The 13,517-nt window shown below is 53.1% G+C and carries 12 protein-coding genes; 8 read left to right on the top strand and 4 right to left on the bottom strand.

The window, feature by feature from the left end; translation table 11 throughout:
- Positions 1-205: 205 nt before the first annotated feature.
- On the bottom strand, positions 206-1,282 hold the full coding sequence (locus ARC85_RS19180) for an ATP-grasp domain-containing protein (RefSeq protein ID WP_273085702.1): 1,077 nt from the start codon (positions 1,280-1,282) through the stop codon (positions 206-208).
- A 597-nt stretch (positions 1,283-1,879) separates the two neighbouring features.
- On the opposite strand from ARC85_RS19180, the gene ARC85_RS19175 reads away from it, so the two are divergent.
- From ARC85_RS19175 to ARC85_RS19165, 3 genes are read left to right on the top strand one after another with little or no spacing between them, the layout of a single operon-like run.
- Positions 1,880-2,101 carry a DUF2933 domain-containing protein gene (locus tag ARC85_RS19175; protein WP_081467492.1) on the top strand — a complete coding sequence of 74 codons (222 nt, stop codon included), beginning with the start codon at positions 1,880-1,882 and terminating at the stop codon, positions 2,099-2,101.
- The gene (locus ARC85_RS19170; protein ID WP_286715899.1) at positions 2,094-2,744 is read left to right on the top strand and encodes a methyltransferase family protein; all 651 of its coding nucleotides are present in this window, start codon (positions 2,094-2,096) and stop codon (positions 2,742-2,744) included. Before ARC85_RS19175 ends, ARC85_RS19170 begins: the two co-directional genes overlap by 8 nt.
- A 43-nt stretch (positions 2,745-2,787) precedes the next feature.
- Positions 2,788-3,720, top strand: a complete 933-nt coding sequence (locus tag ARC85_RS19165) for a DMT family transporter (RefSeq protein WP_082888424.1) — start codon at positions 2,788-2,790, stop codon at positions 3,718-3,720.
- Between the two features lie 360 nt (positions 3,721-4,080).
- Here the strand turns inward: ARC85_RS19165 and ARC85_RS19160 are convergent, their stop codons facing one another.
- A complete protein-coding gene (locus tag ARC85_RS19160) occupies positions 4,081-4,290 on the bottom strand; it encodes a hypothetical protein (protein ID WP_286715897.1) in 210 nt (69 codons plus the stop codon).
- A 481-nt stretch (positions 4,291-4,771) separates the two neighbouring features.
- Here ARC85_RS19160 and ARC85_RS19155 point away from each other — a divergent pair, with 481 nt between their 5' ends.
- Genes ARC85_RS19155 through ARC85_RS19145 form a run of 3 tightly spaced genes read left to right on the top strand, consistent with a single transcriptional unit; the run spans position 4,772 to position 10,565 of the window.
- On the top strand, positions 4,772-6,091 hold the full coding sequence (locus ARC85_RS19155) for a TolC family protein (RefSeq protein ID WP_286715895.1): 1,320 nt from the start codon (positions 4,772-4,774) through the stop codon (positions 6,089-6,091).
- A gap of 5 nt (positions 6,092-6,096) precedes the next feature.
- Positions 6,097-7,443, top strand: a complete 1,347-nt coding sequence (locus ARC85_RS19150) for an efflux RND transporter periplasmic adaptor subunit (RefSeq protein WP_199455912.1) — start codon at positions 6,097-6,099, stop codon at positions 7,441-7,443.
- Positions 7,440-10,565 (top strand): efflux RND transporter permease subunit, encoded by a 3,126-nt coding sequence (locus ARC85_RS19145; protein WP_286715892.1) that lies wholly within the window; start codon positions 7,440-7,442, stop codon positions 10,563-10,565. The genes ARC85_RS19150 and ARC85_RS19145 overlap by 4 nt, the downstream gene beginning before the upstream one ends.
- Before the next feature lie 563 nt (positions 10,566-11,128).
- Here ARC85_RS19145 and ARC85_RS19140 read toward each other — a convergent pair.
- On the bottom strand, positions 11,129-11,251 hold the full coding sequence (locus ARC85_RS19140; RefSeq protein WP_264766311.1) for a hypothetical protein: 123 nt from the start codon (positions 11,249-11,251) through the stop codon (positions 11,129-11,131).
- A 293-nt stretch (positions 11,252-11,544) separates the two neighbouring features.
- Positions 11,545-11,604 carry a hypothetical protein gene (locus ARC85_RS19135; RefSeq protein ID WP_248185651.1) on the bottom strand — a complete coding sequence of 20 codons (60 nt, stop codon included), beginning with the start codon at positions 11,602-11,604 and terminating at the stop codon, positions 11,545-11,547.
- 432 nt (positions 11,605-12,036) lie between these two features.
- On the opposite strand from ARC85_RS19135, the gene ARC85_RS19130 reads away from it, so the two are divergent.
- A complete protein-coding gene (locus ARC85_RS19130; RefSeq protein WP_153741755.1) occupies positions 12,037-12,717 on the top strand; it encodes an AraC family transcriptional regulator in 681 nt (226 codons plus the stop codon).
- Positions 12,718-12,801: 84 nt separating this feature from the next.
- On the top strand, positions 12,802-13,517 hold a 716-nt coding region (locus tag ARC85_RS19125; RefSeq protein ID WP_286715890.1), incomplete at its 3' end, for a DMT family transporter.

Genomic DNA, 13,517 nt, shown 5'->3' with positions numbered 1-13,517 from the left:
CTTCCAGAGTTTTATGATCCAGTTTACGACCGTCAGTATGGCGCATGAGTAGGCAACTCCGATAAGGTCGGTTGAACAATGCCTACATTATAAATGATGTCCGCTTACTTTTGTACTTCTTAGTAATGTTCTACAGTTCGCTAAACCAAAAATCTGGAATTCTTCATTAATGCGATCAAATATTGGCTCATTGAAAAGGTAATAATCACACCTGAAAAACCGGAGCGAATCCACCTCCGGGGGTACGAAAATTGGTTGTCTGGCCTTGGTATATCCTCGCCGCAACCAGCATACTTTTGCCGGCGTAGGTATACAGCCGAATGTCGACTTTTCGGGTGACTACTGCATCGTCAATTCTCAGGGTTCGTTCTCCAGCGGGGACAAGGTCCTGGGCGATGTAGCCACCATTCAGGATGTTCTCGAAAACGCGCCGGGTTAGTTTGTCGCCCCGGTAGACGCCTTTGCTGCCATGGCCGGCAACCGGCTTGAAGAACAGATGACGTCGCGCACTCCACAACTCAGCCGCGTCGTTCCTCGAAACCTGCCTGGTTTTCGGCACGGCTCTCTCCAGGTAGCCTGCATCGGCCTCATTGAGCCCCCAGTCTCGAAGGGAGTGGGGTGCGGATAGCAGGGCCAGGTTTCGCTTGTCAGCCAGCACAGCGTGCACATGGGGATTAGGCGTTACCACCACGGCGCCATCCAGATAGGCATGCCTTAATGCCGCATGGGGCGCGGCGTCCAATGCGAAGTCCACCAGGCGGTTGTAGACCATATCAATGGGCTTACCGCGGGCTGTCAGCGTACCGCCGGCATACTGAAGCTCCTGTGGATCGAGTATCAATGTATCAATTCCTTTGGCTCGGAGAATCTGTTGGGCCAACTGGAATTCGGGGAACATAAATTGTGTCTTTGGGGCATCGTCTACTATGGCCAGGCAACTGGGCCCGAAATTGTCGTGCTGGCTTTGCCACTCCTGTTTGAACATTGAGAACACCGCGTCCTCGAATCCGTCGAGCGGCTGCTGGGGTGTTGTGGGTTGTTGAGATGGGTCGCAGCAATTGCGCTGGGCTCTCGACAAGACAAGGTTCAGGAAGGCGCCACCGGCGTTGGTGTTGATTTCGATCAGCCGGGGGCCGTCGGGACCCATGTGAAAATCATAGCCCATGAACGCCCCGATGGGCCCTGGATTGAACTGTGCGATTTCCGGTGCCCAGGAAAGTACTCGTTCTCGGTACGAGGGAAGCTCTGAGGCCGCTTCAATCGACTGAACGATCCTCTCCATCTCCGCTATGTCGGCTCGGGGTACGAAAACCGGTGTGTTTGAAAAAAGGTGATCGAACTCCGGGAGCGTTGACAGTTCGCTTCCAGCATCTGAAAGCTGGTTGTGGAGGCTCTTGTTGAGGGCTATTCGGTCAAGAGTGATGCAGTAGCATTGGCGGTTGAGTTCGTTGGCCCGGCTGTTTGCTATTCGTCTGTTCTCATAAATAGGTTCCGGCATCTGGAGTCCGTCATTCGAGGTTTGCAATGGTTGAAACGGCTTACTTAATGCTCGAAGAATCTATCTTGCATTTGTGATTTGCGTCAAATAGATCCACATCTTGTGTCTGTTTTCAGGTCTGTTTCAGTTCCGCGTGTTGAACTACTGCTAGGTAAATTGGTGCTTGCCATCTATCTTCGACTCTCACAATGGGCGGCGATCTCTCCCGTCGATGGCAGCCTTTTGATCACCAGTCGGGCCGAAGCCAAGCTCTGGGTGCTTGATCCGGGCTCTCTGGAAATTATCGATGACGTTTCTTTGGACGGGATAGGTCACCAAATATCGCTAGAGGCATACTAGCCAGTAAGCCCCACTGACAAGCTTTTCCCAAAGGGAATCTATATGGATAAGCGTTTCAAGATTACGTTGGCAATTTTTGCGGTCATCGCTTTGGTTTTGCTCTGGGGCGAACATAAGGTTCACCTTCTGGGTGCTTTGCCGTGGTTAATCCTTCTTGCATGCCCGTTTATTCATATGTTTATGCATGGAGGGCATGGGAATCACGGTGGCCATAATCACCACGATCAACCGGAAGGCAAGAGTGGAGGCCAACGCGATGACTGATGCTTCGTCCGATTACGGTCTTTGGGGACTGGTGGTTCTAAACTCGGTGATCTTTATTTTCTTCGCTTTCAGTTTTTTTAAGCCACAGACCCAACGAGACTGGCGATCCTTCGGCGCGTTCAGCGCGTTTCTCGTGGCATTATTCACTGAGATGTATGGGTTCCCGTTGACACTCTATTTTCTATCCGGTTGGCTTCAGACTCAATACCCCGATGTAAATTGGCTTGCCCACGATAGCGGGCACTTGCTTGAAATGCTCTTTGGTTGGCAGGGTTCTCCCCATTTCGGCCCCTTCCACTTGTTGAGTACGGTGTTTATTGGTGGAGGTTTTTACTTGATTGCCGCCGGGTGGCGAACCCTGTACGCGGCGCAAAAAGAGCGAAAGCTGGCTACGAGTGGGCTCTATTCGTATGTTCGGCATCCTCAGTATGTCGGCTTTGTCTTGATTATGTTTGGCTTCCTTCTGCAGTGGCCAACACTTATAACTCTGGCGATGTTTCCGGTTTTGCTCTGGATGTATGCCCGCTTATCGATCAGTGAGGAGCGGGAGGCAGAGAAAACGTTCGGGGAAGCCTGGAGACACTATGCAGACAACACTCCCAGGTTTTTGCCGCGATTGCGCGGATTGGGGCGGCAAGCTTGAACAAAAGCTCTACTCATTTGATGGGTAGATAAAGGAGCCGTTGGTGAACCAATCACTTTCGATACGTGCAGTCGCTGGGATGGTTCTTGTCGCCTTTCTTTGGGCGATCTGCTTTCCTTTTATTGTGGTGGGGTTGCCGGACGCGCCACCTTTGCTTTTTGCCGCTTTACGCGCATTGCTGGCAGGGCTCTGTCTGATTCTGCTCGCTTTTACAAAAGGTGGTCGGCCCAGTTATTCACTTCGCCAGCTCCTGATACTGGCCGCAATTGGCTTCAGTTACACGGGCATGGGGCTTGGAGGGATGTTTTTAGGAGCTGGCAAACTGGGGCCAGGACTTGCAACCGTTCTGGCTAATGCGCAACCGCTGTTTGCGGCGGTTCTTTCATTTTTTATCGTCCGAGAGGTTGTGACCGGGCGTGTGTTTGTAGGCCTTTTGATCGGTTTTATTGGTGTTGTGGTGCTAGCGATGCCAGAGATGGAATTTGGTAACGCCAGATTTTCAGGTGCCGTCTATGTTCTTGGTGGTGCCATTGGAACCGCCATTGGAAACGTGCTGCTTAAATACCAGGCCGGCAGTGATGATATCTATTGGTCGATGGGCATTCAGCTTGTCATAGGTTCAGTGTTTCTGGGAATAGCATCTGTGACCTTGGGCGAGGGCTTTGAGATTGACTGGACCTGGTCATTTACCACTGCCATGTTCGTTCTGGCCATTCCGGCAACGGCAATGATGGTTGTGCTCTGGTATGCCTTGCTCGCCAGCGCGCCCTTGAATAGCCTCAATTCGTTTACCTTTTTAACGCCTGTTTTCGGTCTCGCTATCGGAATGCTTTTGTTCGGCGAAACTTTCACATCACTGGAAATGATCGGGATAGGAATCACAATTGTCGGCTTGGTGATCGTTGTCAAAGCGCCTCGGAAAACAACAAGCGGTTCCGCTGTCGGGGAACAGGCAAAGGTGATCCGTAGCTCATAGTAGAAAAGGGAGTAGTCAATGAGAGTCTGGATTAGTGTTCTCCTTTTGTTAAATAAACGGATTACCCAGACGGGGCACTAGCGGTTGAAGTTTGCACAGTTTCAGGAGTTAATTCGCATAAACTTACCCTGGGTAAATTTCAACCAGCTCAATTTCCAATTTCGATTTAGCTAACCAACAGAATCGTCGTCAAGGCTCAAGTGAAACATACATATATTAACTCATGAGGCTTATTCTGCAGTAATGAATTTTGTATCAAGTTTCCGGCCAAAAATAGTATGGCCAGTCACGAAAATACGACTGGCCACGTTTTTTCCCGAGAAGCAAGCTTCGCTTATAGCCCTACCTGCCTTGAGCGTACTAGGACTCACTTGAGTCTGCTATTCCCGCCTCCTTCATCTGCTTGTGTAATTTTTGATGTTTCAGGCAGAGTTCTTGCCTGTCAACGGTTTCCACGGTCTTGTTCGGATAGCTCCTTGCCTCGTTAATCCTGTCGGCTAAGCCAGAATCGGCGTAGGCAAAGGAACTAAACAGTGCTGTCATTGCTATGGCTGTAATGATGCTCTTCATGACGAACTCCTTGATTTGTTGCTCCAGGCCCATGCAACTGGGCCTCTAGTAGATACCGCTGATGCCCACCAGCGGTATTTCTGTTATCATTTGCTGTACGTTACCTTCTGCTCCATTTGTTTCTTCTCTAAAGCACGATGGTAGGCTCGTCCTTCTTCACTTATCATCTGTCTTCGCGCCTCCATTCCAACTTCTGACAATCCATAGCGTGTCATTTCTTTGTGGAGTCGCTGCTGCGGCGAATACTATTAATGATTTCATAATTTCACCTCCTGTTGGTTGATGGTTTCATTAAATCATCAGTTCCTGAAATCTGACTGAAAAAAGCAAAAAAAGTTTATTAACGATGCGATAAGTTCTATTGGTGATAAAAATAATTGAATCAGATCAAAATAATATCTCTGTGCCCTTAATTTCAGGTTCGTTTCAGTTTCGAGATCTAAGATAAGCTCTCTCATATGCTTTCCACGGAGATCTCAAGTTGTCCATCCGCACCTTTTTTACTAAGCAGACTATTTTGGGTGTGTTGCTGTTTAGCAGCATTTCTGCGTGGGCTCAGCCCAGACTGGAGCTCCAGAGTGTCATCGAAGCAGCAACTGAAAACGATCCCTGGCTCGGCCAGAGCTCTTACAAACAAGATGCGCTGATGGAAGAGTCTGTTGCTGAGGGCGCGCTTCCCGATCCCCGGGTAACGATCGGCGCGGCAAATCTGCCTCTGGATACTTTTGATACCAGACAAGAGCCCATGACCCAGGGAACGATTGGCTTTACACAGCGAATTCCTCGTGGAGATAGCCGCCGCTTGGCTAGCGCAAAGAAAGAAGAGATGGCCGGTGTACAGCCTTACCTTCGTCAGAATCGCCGAGCGCAGGTCACCGAAACGGTGACCCACCTATGGCTCGATCTTTGGAAAGCCCAGGAAAGCATCCGCCTCATTGAAGAAAATCGGGGATTATTCGAGCAATTGGCGGATGTTGCGGAAGCTGGATATACCTCCGCGACAATGGGCTCCAGACAGCAGGATGTTATTCGTGCTTCGCTGGAGTTGACTCGTTTGGAAGACCGATTAACCGCCTTGCACACCCAGTTAGCCTACAGCAAGGAAGCTCTTGGGGAATGGATCGGTGCCAGTCAGGCCCAGCTCTCGGTCACTGAGAGCATTCCTCCTCTGTTATTGGAAGATGTTTCCAGCGGCTGGTCGGAGACGACCGTGGAGTCTGTCATCCGTCACCCGTCGATTCGCGCCACAGATCAACTGATTGATGTGCAGGCCATTGACGTGGATCTTGCCAGGGAAGCCTACAAACCAGAGTGGTCGGTCTTCGCACAATATGGTTACCGTGACCGAGCTCCGAACGGCCAGGACAGGGCAGACCTGTTTTCTATTGGTATCGGTTTTGACCTGCCCATATTCACAGGAAGCCGGCAAGACCGACGGCTCAACGCGTCTGCAGCCAGACTGGAAGCCGAAAAAACGGATCGGGTTCTGAGAATCCGATCGCTCAAGGCGAAGGCGCGCTCGGCGTTGGCCCGCATTGAGCGATTGGATGATCGGATTGACTTGTATCAGCAAACTCTTCTTCCGCAGATGGAAGAGCAGGCCGATGCCTCGCTGACCGCCTATAACAATGACGACGGTGATTTTGCTGAGGCGGTACGCGCAAGGATCTCCGAACTCAATGCCGAGGTCGAATTGATCCAGATGATGGCCGAGCGGGCCAAAACTCTGGCAAGTTTCCGTTATTTGACCACGGAAGCCTCAAACATTCCCTCCTTTTCAATGACCGATTTGCAGGATTGATCATCATGGCTAATTTCATTCGTCCATTGGGCTTTATAGTGCTCGGCGGGATCGCTGGCGTCGGTGCCGCCTATTGGCTGGCACCGGGAATGGTTTCAGATCCAACCGTAGATGGGGTCGGTAACGAGGAAAAGGAGCCGCTCTACTGGGTGGCGCCCATGGACCCTAATTTTAAAAGCGACAAACCCGGGAAATCACCTATGGGGATGGACCTGATTCCAGTGTTTGAGGATGCCGGGTCAGCTGACGACCCGGCCGGTACCGTTCGTATTTCGCCTGCCGTGGTCAACAACCTGGGAGTTCGCACCGAGCCCGTCATCCAGGGACGCTTGCCGAACACCATCACTACTGTGGGCTACGTCCAATATAACGAAGATGAGATGGCCCACGTGCATCCCAGAGTAGAGGGCTGGATCGAAGCGCTCTACGTGAAAGCTGAGGGGGAACCAGTCGAAAAAGGCAAGCCTCTGTATACCCTCTATTCACCCACATTGGTCAATGCTCAGGAGGAGTTGCTCCTGGCACTGAACCGGGGGAATCAGCGACTGATCAATGCCGCTGAGGAACGGTTGGCTGCTCTGAATGTGCCGGCTAGCCTGATACGGCAGCTGCGCCAGACAAGAAACATACAGAGAACGATGACCGTATACGCCCCAAGCTCGGGCGTTGTCGACAATCTGAACGTTCGCGAGGGCATGTTCATAAAGCCCGGAGACCGGGTTTTGTCGATTGCTGCACTGGATGAAGTCTGGGTGATTGGCGAGGTATTTGAAAGCCAGCTCTCGGCCGTGGAGGGCGATAGCCGGGTGATGATGACCCTGGATTACATGCCCGGGCGCCAGTGGCGCGGAAAAGTGGACTATGTGTATCCCGAGGTTAATCCGGAAACCCGGACGGCCCGGGTCCGGATGCGGTTTGACAATTCCGACGGAGCTTTGCTGCCCGGCATGTTTGCTCGCCTGGAGGTCCAGGGGGATCGTGGGCAAAGACGCCTGTTGGTGCCGCGTGAATCGATCATCCGCACTGGACAAAGCGACCGTCTGGTGGTGGCGCTGGAACAGGGTGCCTTCAAGTCCGTCAACGTCACGGTAGGGCGGATTGGCGACAAGTACGCAGAAATACTGGAAGGCATTAAGCCTGGCGATACCGTGGTGACCTCTGCGCAGTTCCTGATCGACTCCGAGTCCAGCAAGACTTCGGATTTCCAGCGAATGTCGGCATCAGGCAGCAACGCCATGGATTCACAGATGGATCATTCGGGGCACGTCATGGATCCGGAGAAAGCGGAGCCCAAAAGCGAACCTGAGGCGATGGACCATAGTTCCATGAATCATGGCGGAGGCGAATCATGATCGCAGCCATCATTCACTGGTCTGTTCGTAATCGATTTCTGGTATTGCTGGCCACCTTGCTTATTACAGGGCTTGGCCTCTACTCGCTGAGCAAGACGCCGGTAGATGCGCTGCCGGATCTTTCGGATGTGCAGGTCATTATCAAAACCAGCTTTCCGGGCCAGGCACCACAAGTGGTGGAAGACCAGGTGACCTATCCACTGACCACCGCCATGCTGTCGGTGCCGGGTGCCAAGACGGTCCGGGGTTACTCCTTCTTTGGGGACTCCTACGTCTATGTGATCTTCGATGAAGACACCGACATGTACTGGGCTCGCTCCCGGGTGCTGGAGTACCTGTCCCAGGTGGCCCCGAGCCTTCCAGACTCGGCCCGCCCGCAACTGGGGCCGGACGCAACCGGGGTTGGCTGGGTTTACCTCTACGCTCTGGTGGATCGCACCGGGAACAACGATCTGAGCCAGCTGCGCAGCCTGCAGGACTGGTTTCTGAAATACGAACTCCAAACAGTGCCAGGCGTGTCCGAAGTGGCCGCGCTTGGTGGCATGGTGAAGCAGTATCAGGTCAAGGTCAGCCCGGAAAAACTCAGGGCGTTGGGTATTCCTCTGGCTCACATCCAGAACGCCATCAAGAGAGGAAACCAGGAAGTGGGCGCCTCCGTCATCGAGATGGCGGAGGCGGAATACATGGTGCGCACGTCCGGCTACATCCAGTCCCGTGAGGACCTGCTGTCGATTCCGTTGGGGCTTGATGACAACGGCACCCCCGTGCTCCTGAAAGACGTGGCCACTGTTGAGATTGGGCCGCAGATGCGGCGCGGGGTGGCTGAGCTGAATGGCGAAGGCGAGACCGTCGGTGGCATAGTAGTGATGCGCTTCGGTGAAAACGCCCAGGCAACCATCAATGGCGTGAAGGCGAAACTGGAGGAACTGAAATCCAGTTTGCCGGAAGGTGTCGAGGTGGTAACGGTTTATGATCGCTCCGGTCTGATTGAGCGGGCGGTGAATAATCTCGGGTTCAAGCTGCTTGAAGAGTTTCTGGTGGTGGGCCTGGTGTGCATCATCTTTTTGTTCCACGTTCGCTCGTCGTTGGTGGCGATTCTCAGCCTGCCGGTTGGCATTCTGGCGGCCTTTATTGTCATGTACTGGCAGGGAATCAACGCCAATATTATGTCCCTCGGGGGGATTGCGATTGCGATCGGGGCGATGATCGATGGCGCCATCGTCATGATCGAGAACATGCACAAACATATGGAGCGGACCCCGTTAACCCCTGAGAACCGATGGGAGGTCGTGGCCAGGTCGGCCTCTGAGGTCGGACCAGCGCTGTTTTTCTCGCTTCTGATCATTACTGTTAGTTTTGTGCCGGTGTTTGCGCTGGAAGCGCAGGAAGGGCGGATGTTTGCGCCTCTGGCCTTCACCAAGACCTACGCCATGGCAGCCAGTGCGGCCCTGGCGGTGACGCTGGTTCCCGTGCTCATGGGCTATTTCATTCGCGGCAAAGTGCTGCCGGAACACAAGAATCCCGTGAATCGTCTGCTGGTCGGTGCCTATATGCCGGCGCTGAAGCTCGTCCTTCGATTCCCGAAAAGTACGGTTATGGCCGCACTGCTTGCACTGGTTGTGGGCCTGTGGCCGGCCACCAAAATCGGGAGTGAATTCATTCCTCCGCTGGATGAGGGCGACCTGATGTACATGCCAACCACCTACCCGGGTATTTCAATTGGCAAGGCCCGGCAGCTGCTGCAGCAAACCGACAAACTGATTGCCACGGTACCGGAAGTAAAAACGGTATTCGGCAAAGTCGGGCGGGCGGATACCGCGACCGATCCAGCACCGTTGACGATGATCGAGACATTTATCCAGTTAAAGCCCAGGGATGAATGGCGGGAAGGGATGACGACGGAAAAGCTCAAGCAGGAGCTCAATACCCTGATCCGTTTCCCGGGGGTAACTAATGCCTGGGTCATGCCCATCATAACCCGCATCGATATGCTGGCGACGGGTATTAAAACGCCAGTCGGTATCAAAGTGGCAGGTCCGGATCTTGCCATTATCCAGGACATTGGCAAACGGCTTGAGGAAATCATCGTTGATATTCCCGGCACCGCCTCTGTTTATTCAGAGCGGGTTGCCGGTGGTCGATACATCAAGGCGGATATCGATCGCGAGCGAGCAGCCCGCTACGGACTGAACATAGCGGATGTTCAGCAGATTGTTGCTTCGGCGATCGGCGGTATTAATGTATCACGGACGATCGAAGGGCTTGAGCGCTACCCGGTCAATCTGCGCTATCCCCAGGACTACCGGGATTCCCCAGAGAAGCTCGAGCAGTTGCCAATCGTTACGTCAACGGGGCAACGGATTGCGCTGGCCGACGTCGCCGATATTCGGGTTGAAGACGGTCCTCCCGCCATCAAAAGTGAAAACGCCCGCCTCAATGGCTGGACCTTCGTGGATATTGAAGGGGTTGATGTCGGCACCTATGTGGAGCAGGCCATGGCTACCGTTAACGAGGAGCTCGATCTGCCTGCGGGCTATTCGGTTACCTGGTCTGGCCAGTATGAGTACATGCTGCGTGCCAAGGAAAAGCTCACCTACGTGGTGCCGCTGACGCTGGCGATTATCGTCATTCTGCTGTTCCTGAACTTCCGCCGTTTTGCGGAAGTGGGCATCATCATGGGTACGCTGCCGTTTGCCATGATTGGCGCAATCTGGCTGATGTATCTGCTGGGCTATAACTTTTCGGTTGCGGTCGGTGTAGGCTTCATTGCGCTGGCCGGCGTTGCCGTGGAGATTGGTGTGATCATGCTGGTGTATCTGAACCAGTCTTACGAGGAAATGTTGCAAACCTGTAAGGAGAAGGGGGCGACTCCAAGACGCGAGACGTTGCGCCATGCCGTGCTTCATGGTGCCGGATTGCGCGTGCGGCCTATAATGATGACTGCTGCTGCTATTATCGGAGGTTTGGTGCCTATCATGGTTAGCACTGGTACCGGCTCCGAAGTCATGGGGCGCATAGCTGCACCAATGGTCGGTGGGATGATATCTGCTGTGATTTTGGCGCTGTTGGTGATACCGGTAGGTTACTATCTCTGGAAATGCAGGAGTATTTCCGAAGGGTAAAGAAAACTAGACCTCGCCATATTGCTTTCGAGATTCTGGCGAGGTCTGATGATGCAGCGGTGTCTGGGTAATGTTGTTATAAAGCAAGAGCCTGGGTATGGAGTCCCGGGCAGATACTCTGGCAACATATTTCCCGGGGGAGGTTTCCTGCCCTCTAAAAGGCCGAGAACAGCAGCGATGGGGTAGGCCCAAATTTGATGGGGTTCAATCATGTCTCGCATGGAGTCCTCGTGCCTTTGTGGTTCGCCATTCGTTTGGAATCTGCATGATGAGGTATGTCACATAGCGCGCCGGTTAACTATGTTTATAGGTATTTGCCCCCTCGTGCTTGTAGTCAGGGTGTTCAAATTCCAGTGTTGAATGAGTTACGCTGAACTCTTTCTCCAAAGCCTGTTTTATCCCGTCCTTGATTTTCTCAAGTTCATTCCACGCACTCATCTCGACAACCACACGGGCGTCGAGCGAGGCATCATGCTCACCCACCTGCCAAAAATGTACGGGGTGAAGTCGATAACTCCTTCTAAGTCTGATACTGCCCCAATGACGGAATCTGTGCCGATATCCTAGGGACTCCCCAGCATGAGTGTTCTGATGGTCCCGCCAATTTCTGTCAGGTCCAGGTAGAGAATATAGCTGGCCATGCCAATGGTGATTGCGGAATCAACCCAGCGCATGTCGTAGAGCAAGATAAGAGCTCCGCCTATAACACTGCTATTGACGCAAACGCATCAGACAAGTTGTGTAAAACAACGCATGAATATTAACGCTGCCCTTCTGCATTGAGTAGGTCAGCAGCGCGCTCAACGCGTCCATTATCAGTGCAACAATGTAAGTCAGACTACCCAACACCCCTTGAGTTCCAGCGGATCTGGGAACCGCATGACACCCTCGTATATCAGGTAGGGCCCTATCATGATCAAGGTGGTGTATTTAACAGCGCAACACCTACCTTTATTCGCCCGTAGCCGAAGGTCAGCTTTTATTCAGCCGGGCGACGCGCAATCTTACGGGCCGCGAACGCGATAATCAGCGATGCCATGTCCCAGAAGTTATGTATAGCATCGGCAATCAGCGCCAAGCTGCCGGCAAAGTCCTTTCCGCGATCTGGACGAGAGTCAGGATGCCGTTTGCCCAGATGGCTACTGCAACCCGTTTATGCTTGGTTTCAGGGGGAATGTGAAATAGCTGTATACTGAAAAAGTGTGCTTTCCCTCATATAGGTTTCGAAGTAATGCGGGAAGAAGCGTTAATTGGTTGCTTCCAATGTTCGCATTGCGACCGTCCCGCATCTCAGGCAATTCCTAAAAAAAGCGGAAATTCTAGCCATAAACCGTTTAGGCGTGGTTCACAAGATACTTCGTCACTGCCAGTTTCCCGCGTTTTCACTATGAACCGGTCCGATCCCGGATGAGAGATGAATGAAAGGGTCGTTCTGTGAGGATTTTCAAATGTTCCTGATTATACTGGTCGCATGAAGCATTCTGAGATCGGCTTGCATATACGAACCTACGAGGATGAGGGAAAAAGCCACTCCCACGACCATCATCAACTGGTATTGCCGTTGGTGGGAACGTTATCTCTGTCGGTAGATGCCATCGAAGGGGAAGTGGCTCAGCATCGAGCGGCAATTATTCCCGCGGGAATTGGCCATGGGTATGCCGCGGCGCTGGACAAGCTACCTTGTTTCGTAGACTTGGATCCAGCATTGCTCCACTACATCCAGTTCCTTCACGCACAGCTCCATAATGGGACAGAGTCGGATTTTACCCAACATCAAATGCTACTCCTGCTGATTCAGTTGCTTCAGGAGCGCCATGGAAGTCAGCTGAAGCTGGACCGCAGAGTCCACGCCGCGAAACAATTTCTGGACGAACACTTCAACCGACCGCTGTCCTTGGCCGAGGCGGCTGCCGTGGCACATCTGAGCATTCGGCAGTTGAACGATCTGTTTCGGCGCCAGGTCGGCATGACGCCGCATCAATACCTCACAGAGTTACGAATGAAAGAAGCTTGGCGGCTTCTGGAGCAGTCGGGGCTCAGCGTCCAGCGAGTTGCCGACGCTGTCGGCTATTCATCGTTATCGGCCTTTAGCGACCGGTTCAGAGCCCACTTTGGCAAAGCACCCAGCCACTTCCGCCGTATTTCGAAATAGTTCCGCCAGGATTTGAAAGTTCCTACCCTTCGCACTGGATACCCTTCTGCAATCATTCACACATGAGAGTTTCGGGAGGGTTTCATGGCATCTGTTAACGCCGCAACCTGGATCGGGTCGATTTCCGTTCTGTTATGGGGCACTTTGGCATTGCTGACCAAGCTTTCCGGTGGTGAGATTCCGGAGTTCCAGCTCATGGCCATGACCTTCGGTATCGCTTTTCTGTTGATGTGCGGCCGTTGGGTCTTCTCGGGGCATTCCGGTGTGCGTTATTTACGGCAATCGCCACTTGCATGGTGCATCGGCGTCGTTGGCTTGTTCGGTTATCACTTTGCCTACTTCAAGGCTATGACACTGGCCCCCGCCGTCGAAGTCAGCCTTCTTGCTTACCTCTGGCCGCTGCTGATCGTCCTATTGTCGACCTTCCTGCCGGGCGAGAAACTACGAGCTCAGTACATCGTTGGGGCCCTGGTTGCCCTGGCAGGTTGCTGGTTGTTGATCAGCCGCAATGCCGATGGATTTGCCTGGGAGAACCTGCCGGGTTACCTGGTGGCTCTGTCCTGTGCTCTGATCTGGTCATCTTATTCCGTTCTTAGCAGACTGGTTCGCTCGGTACCAACCGATGCCGTGGGCTGGTTCTGCGGTGTTACGGCCATTCTGGCGTTGATTTGCCACCTTTTGTGGGAGGAAACGGTATGGCCAGAAGGCGCACTTCAATGGATTGGCGTGGTGGGGCTCGGCCTCGTGCGTATTCCGGCGAACGTGACCGGTCATTCCGGGGATCGTGACCGGTTTGCACA

Source organism: Marinobacter sp. tcs-11 (assembly GCF_002049515.1).
In the GTDB taxonomy this organism is placed as follows: domain Bacteria; phylum Pseudomonadota; class Gammaproteobacteria; order Pseudomonadales; family Oleiphilaceae; genus Marinobacter; species Marinobacter nauticus.
Note: the sequence above shows the minus strand (reverse complement) of the source record. Positions and strands in the feature narration are given on the sequence as shown.

Coding starts and splice junctions, on each gene's coding strand:
- ARC85_RS19145 (WP_286715892.1), top strand. CDS start 7,440: ATGATCGCAGCCATCATTCACTGGTCTGTTCGTAATCGATTTCTGGTA.
- ARC85_RS19130 (WP_153741755.1), top strand. CDS start 12,037: ATGAAGCATTCTGAGATCGGCTTGCATATACGAACCTACGAGGATGAG.
- ARC85_RS19175 (WP_081467492.1), top strand. CDS start 1,880: ATGGATAAGCGTTTCAAGATTACGTTGGCAATTTTTGCGGTCATCGCT.
- ARC85_RS19160 (WP_286715897.1), bottom strand. CDS start 4,290: ATGAAGAGCATCATTACAGCCATAGCAATGACAGCACTGTTTAGTTCC.
- ARC85_RS19150 (WP_199455912.1), top strand. CDS start 6,097: ATGGCTAATTTCATTCGTCCATTGGGCTTTATAGTGCTCGGCGGGATC.
- ARC85_RS19180 (WP_273085702.1), bottom strand. CDS start 1,282: ATGGAGAGGATCGTTCAGTCGATTGAAGCGGCCTCAGAGCTTCCCTCG.
- ARC85_RS19170 (WP_286715899.1), top strand. CDS start 2,094: ATGACTGATGCTTCGTCCGATTACGGTCTTTGGGGACTGGTGGTTCTA.